Annotated in this window: 3 protein-coding genes and 1 pseudogene; all 4 read right to left on the minus strand. The window is 66.2% G+C overall.

Features of this window, described 5'->3' with window-relative positions:
• Positions 1 to 340 (minus strand): annotated as a pseudogene (locus tag RTM68_RS03560) (hypothetical protein); the annotation flags it as partial.
• A 60-nt stretch (positions 341 to 400) separates the two neighbouring features.
• Complete coding sequence (locus tag RTM68_RS03565) at positions 401 to 1,813, minus strand: sugar transferase (protein ID WP_312168300.1); 1,413 nt, start codon at positions 1,811 to 1,813, stop codon at positions 401 to 403.
• 172 nt (positions 1,814 to 1,985) lie between these two features.
• On the minus strand, positions 1,986 to 3,722 hold the full coding sequence (locus tag RTM68_RS03570; protein WP_312168302.1) for a DUF4012 domain-containing protein: 1,737 nt from the start codon (positions 3,720 to 3,722) through the stop codon (positions 1,986 to 1,988).
• A 73-nt stretch (positions 3,723 to 3,795) separates the two neighbouring features.
• Positions 3,796 to 5,868: a hypothetical protein gene (locus RTM68_RS03575; protein WP_312168304.1), complete on the minus strand. Its 2,073-nt coding sequence runs from the start codon at positions 5,866 to 5,868 to the stop codon at positions 3,796 to 3,798.
• Positions 5,869 to 6,132 lie beyond the last annotated feature (264 nt).

Consider the following 6,132-nt stretch of genomic DNA (forward strand, 5'->3'; position numbering starts at 1 on the left):
GGAGCCACTCCGGGGTGACGATGCGCTGCTCGATTCGCGTGTTCGGAGCGTCGAAGACGACGTCCGGGGCGAAGGTCGAGACGGTCGCGTCGATGCAGATCTGCGCGAGCTGTCCGAAAGTGAAGGCGCCGTATTCGGGAGCCGGTGTCGACGGCTCGGCAGTGGGCGTCGGCTCGTCGGTCGGCCCCGTGGCGGAAGGGGTGGGGTCGGGGGTCGACGTGGCGGTGGATGTGGGCACGGGGTCGGTCGCGCCGGCATTCGCGGCGCAGCCTGCCGCAGATGTGAGTACGACGATGGCCAGAGCACTCGCAGCGAGACGCGTCGCAAGGGGGGATCTCATGGTCTCGAATGTACCCAGACAGAGGGCGCAGACACGGTCACCGCGCGGGCGGTCGGCGGATCAGTGGGCGCTCACACCCGGCGCCACGACCGCCCGGATGGTGCGGAAGAGTATGACGAAGTCCTGCGTGAGCGACCAGTTCTCGACGTAGTAGAGGTCGAGACGGATCGTCTCCTCCCATGAGAGGGTCGAGCGTCCGCTGACCTGCCACAGGCCACTCATGCCCGGCTTGACGAGGAGGCGTCGGTGTTCGAAGTCGTCATAGAGTGCGACCTCGGTCGCACGCTGCGGTCGAGGGCCGACCAGACTCATGTCTCCGCGGAACACGTTGATGAGCTGCGGGAGCTCGTCGATGGAGTGCCGTCGCAGGAAGCGCCCGACACCGGTGATGCGCGGATCGTCGTTGATCTTGAACAGCGGCGTGCCGCCGTCGCCCTGCATGTCGAGCAGAGTCGCCAGCTGGTCATCGGCGTCAGCGACCATCGACCGGAACTTGAGCATGCCGAAGGTGTGCCCGCCTCGACCGATCCGGTCCTGACGATAGAAGACACCGCCGGGTCCGTCGACGCGGACTGCGATCGCGGTGGCGAGGAACACCGGGGACAGGAGGACCAGGAGCACGAAGGATCCGACGATGTCGAAGCTGCGCTTGAGGAAGCGCTCTGACCCCTCCATGCGGGGATAGTCGACATGCACGAGCGGCAGTCCGGCGACGGGGGTCGTGTGCAGACGCGGACCTGCGATATCGGTCATCACCGGCGCCATGATGAGCTGGATGTCGCGGTCCGACACCGCGTACCCGAGACGACGCAGCGTCAGGGGGTCGAGATCATCCGATCCGACGATGATGAGCGCGTCGAAGCGCAGGTCGTCGAGGACGCCCTCGACATTCGCGATGCTGCCGAGCACCTCGAATCCCGAGATGTCGGCGGCCGACGTGCCTTCGGTGATCACGCCGACGATCTCGTAGCCGCTGCTCTTGGCGCGGCGGATCTCGCGCGCGACGTGCGCGACCTTCGACGGCTCGCCGATCACCACAGCTCGGTGCAGGTACTGGCCCGTCTTCTGACGTCCACGAAGCCACTGGCGGCACAGCCAGCGCGAGAGGAGCAGGAGTATCAGTCCGACCGGGAAGACGACGGCAACCAGCAGCCGCGAGAGCTCGACCCCGAGGAAGAACGCGATCGCGACGGTGAGAGCGAAGACCGCGACCGAAGCGTTGACTATGCGACGGTACTCGTCGGCGCCCTGACCGACGATATGCCGGTCGCGCGAGTCCGTCGCATCGAGGGCGATCAGCCAGACCAGGCCGATGACGATCAGTGCGGACAGGTAGGAGACCCGGGGTCCGTTCGGCCAGAGCACGCTCGCCGGAAGCCTGGGCAGCAAGACCGCGCCGGAGATGCACAGCGCGACGACCATCACGATGAGGTCGCTGTAGAACAGACGGCTCGCGTACCGACGATTCCACATGACGCGCCGCGACTTGTACGCGGGAAGCCGCGTACCGCCGCTCGGTTCGCCGTTTGAGCTGGAGTCACCGTGATCAAGTTGAACGACGACGACTCTCACCCCCTCCGGTCCGACGTCAGAACGCCAGCCATAATACCGGTTGAGAGATATTTCGGCAGTATGCGAGCTGCGCTCAGCCGGAGCAGCCGTCGGTGACCGTGGGCTTCGCGCCCCGCACCATCGGGTTCGTCTGCAGCATGAGCGGCCCATAATCGCCGTCGGATCCGACGAACGTCGCCGTCACCGAGACCGAGTCGCCCGGGTCGAACCACGCCTCGAAAGCCACGACAGGGCGCCCGAGATCGTCGATGCCACTGTGGGTCACCGAGACCTCGTCGCCGGTGAAGTTCGCCTCGGACAGGGTCGTTCCCGGAGGGCCGTAGACGAAGATCGTGTCGCGGAAGCGTGCGCCGAACGTCATGCTCTGCACGTAACGCGGCAGCGCCTCAGCCTGCCGCTGCGTCAGCGGCAGAGTGAGCGATGCATTCGCGGTGAACGTGGCGTTTCCCGCCTCGCAGGTGGCCGAGGCCGAGGTCGCGGTCTCTGTGAAGTAGTCGATCTTCGAGCCGTTGGTGTTGTTGAAGTAGACACCCATCGTGGTGGTGTTCTTGTTGTTGTCGGGAAGGATGCCGCTGATACGGGCGCCCTTGATGGCATCCGCGACCTGCGAGTCGTCGCTCCAGACCAGCACGCTGCCCTGCGAGGCGCTCTCCGAGACGGCCCACAGCATGTCCTTGAGGTCGAAGTCCCCGGTGGCGATCTTGTCGAAGACGGCGGCTGCGGTGTCGGCGAAGAATCCGTCGACGAGTTCGGGCTCCTTGTACGAATCCCATCGTCCGTAGACCTCGCTCAGCAGAAGCGAGACGGCGTTGTCATTCGAGAGGACCTCGCCCGAGGCCAGCTCGATGGGGCCGGTCGCGACGAGGATCCGCGACAGCGCGATCGGATCGATCGAGATGACTCCGGCGATCTCATCGGGAGCGATGTCGCGCTGCCACCAGGCCCTCATGATCTTGGCCGCTGTGGGGAAGTCGGGCCGACTCATGCTCGTGTTGATGTGGTCCACGAGGTAGCTCGTGTAGAGCTCGATGGCGCTCGGCGGCACCTCGACATCGACCGCGACACCGTTCTGGTAACTGCCGCTGTTGCCCTGAGAACCCATCTCGATCTTGCCGCCGTCGACCTTGACGAGCGTCTGGGCCGCTGCACTGCCGCCGAGCGCCAGCGTCTCGGCGTTGTTCTGGAAGACGAGCAGGTAGTTCTTCGCACCGTCACCGCCCAGGAGGGACGGCAGAGTGGAGATCACGGGTGCTGCGGTCGACATCACCTTGTCGACGTCGTCGATCCCGTCACGCACGACCGAGACGAGGAACGGCGAGTCCGAGACCGACTCCAGCCCGTCTGCGAGTTCGGTGATGCGCGCGCCCTGATCCTCGGAGGCATCGAGGAGCCTCTCCGTGATCGAACCGGTGGACTCCTCCGTACCCATCACGGGCACGGCGACTCCGTTCACGAGCGCATCGAGCGACTGCGCTGCGAGACGCACGCCCTTGAGGTTGTCGCCGACGGCGGGGATCCACTCCATGAGCCACCACACCGGATCCGACGCGGCGGATCCGGCACTGGCGGCATTCTCGGCGAGTTCCGGAAGCAGCTCCTGGGCCTCGCCGCCGTTCTGGATGTCGCTGAGCAGCTCCTGACTCTTGAGCAGCCCGTCCTTCACGGTGATGGCGCGCAGCCCGACCCAGCAGACGGCGAGGAGCAGAACGATGACGACGAGGCTGAGAATCACCCAGACGCGACGGCGCCGCTTCTGGCGGCTCGTCTTCTCCTCGTCGATGGTCTGCGCTTCCTGACGATCAGGACTCATGGACGATGCACCTTTCGTTCCGGAGCGACCTGTTTCGGTTCACTCACGGCAGCTCTGCACGATTCCGTGGCACTCATTCTGCCTCCGGCGTGATGAAGACCGGAGACGCGCCGAGCGTCACCGTGACCTCTCCGTCTTCCGACTCCACCAGTTCCGCGTTCCCCGACATGTCGGTCACGGTCACCGCGACATCCGAAGCGAACGTGCGCTGCACGTCTCCCTGCGATGCCCACGCAACCCGGGTCGTCTCGTCACCGGTTCCGAACACCGTCACGGTGCTCGTGTCATCGGACTCCTCCGACGAGAAGTCCTTGCCACCGAGCTGCGAGATCATCAGGGCCTGGGCGAAAGCACCCGGCTTCGGAGCCAGCGCGACGACGTTCGCGCGCGGACTGTTCTCGTAGAGGCCGAAGTTCGACTCGCCGGCTGCGAGGTCAGGGGTGTCGTTGATCAGGTCGTACCAGAAGTACTTCTCGACGCCGTTCGCGAAGGCCAGTGCCTCGTTGCGCACCAGCATCTGCCCCTGCTCGAGAGCGCCGACACCGTCGTAGTGAGTGGGGAAACCCATCTCCGTCACCCACACGGGTCGCGTCTCTCCGGCGAACTCCTGCATGTCGGCGTAGGACTGCTTCACGGTTCCGGCGATGAGGTCGGAGTCGCGGTTGATCCAGGACTCGTAGGGGTGGTAGCTCGCCACGTCGGTCACCGCGAGCCCGCCCGCCTGCCAGAAGCCGACGAACCAGTCGCGATCGTAGAGGGCGGTCGACCCCGTGACGATCGGGAGATCCGGATACGCCGCACCCACGTGGTCCTGCACGGCCTGCGCGATGGGCACGTAGCACGAGGGTGCCGGTCCGCAGGCGGTGTCGTTCTCACGATGGTTGAATTCGTTGAGCACCTCGAGACCGACCAGGTCGAACCTGTCGGCGACGGCCTTGGCATAGGCGCCGTATGCCTGGATCGACTGCTCGCTGCCGGGCGCCTTCCGGCTTCCGTAAAGCCGGTTGCCGTAGACGACGAGGCCCAGCAGCTTCACGTCGTTCGCATGCATGCGGGAGAACTCACGCTCGTAGTTCGGGTCCCAGACATACTGCCCGGGGGTCTTCTCGTTCCGCTCCCAGGAGATGTCATTGCGCACCTCGGCGAATCCGAGCGCGGCGGCGAGCGACCCGGTGCCGATGAAGGTCTCCTTCTCGACGTGGGCTGCGACGCCGAACCGTCCGTCCTGAGCGACCGAGAAGCCGTCTGCGTCGATGACCGCGACGGCGGTGTCGATCTGCCGACCCGCTGAGTCGCTGACGGAGACGGCGTAGTGGCCCTGCGAGACACCGGTCAACGGCAGCGCCGCCAGCGGTCCGGAGACGGCGGACTGGCCCGTGATCGGCTCGCCGCCCGCGGTCGACGTCGCGCTCCAGTTCACAGGCCCGTCGGCGAGCGAGACGGCCAGCACCGCGGACTCGTCGGTCATGACGAGCGAGTCGTTGACGATTCCCGCAGTCGTCTGCACAGCCTCGAAGGAACCGTTGGGCACGAGCTCGACGCCGTCGCCTCCCGTGATCGAGACGTCATCGATCCCGAAGCCGCGCACGGCGCCGGACAGCACGACGTCGATCGACGAGGCGCCCCCCTCGGCCGGTGATGTGAAGGGAAACTCGAGCGCTTCCCATTCCGCATCCAGCTCGGGAAGCTCGAAGGTCTGGCCTGCCGCTGTCAGGCGGATCCCCGACGCGGCTTTCTCCTCGGCGAGCACGCGTGCCGACAGCCTGAGGGTGTATTCCGTAGCCGGAGCGAGGGCGATCGGAGCGCTGGCCGCGATGATGTCGGCATCGTCGGCCGGAGCATCCACCCGCAACGAGACCGCGCCGCTGGCGGCATCGCCGACCTCGGGAAGCACCGTGCCGACCACCGTCCGATCGGCGAGGGTCCATCCGTCGACGGAGGCTCTCGCGACGTTCGTCACGGGAACGACGGCCGGCGGGTCGGTCACGACCGGTTTCGGAGCGGGTTCGGACGCTCGGGTCGCGTTCGGTTCCGGCTGCTGCGCGGTGAGCACCATGGCAGCAGCGGTCGCGGTCCCTCCGACAAGGAGCACAGCGACCGCGCCAGCGATGATGATCGTTTTCTTCGTCGCACGCAGAGCCATCATGTCCTTCCCCCGGAATGTTCTGTTCCAGAGTATCGGGTCGCACTCGGGACGAAGCTGACAGCCGACGACAACGGGCACGGCCGCACCGGCCTCGACGAGATCTTCCCTAGACTCGTCTAATGCGTCCAGAGGCTTCCGCACGACTCGGCGCCTGCGCTCCCGTCGGAGCGAGGGCCACGCCGTGAGCGGCGCGCTGGTGCACGAATGGCTCGCGCCGAGAGGCGGGTCGGAGAACGTCTTCGAAGCGCTGACGCGGATATTCCC

The sequence above is a fragment of the Microbacterium sp. genome (assembly GCF_031988965.1).
Lineage (GTDB): Bacteria > Actinomycetota > Actinomycetes > Actinomycetales > Microbacteriaceae > Microbacterium.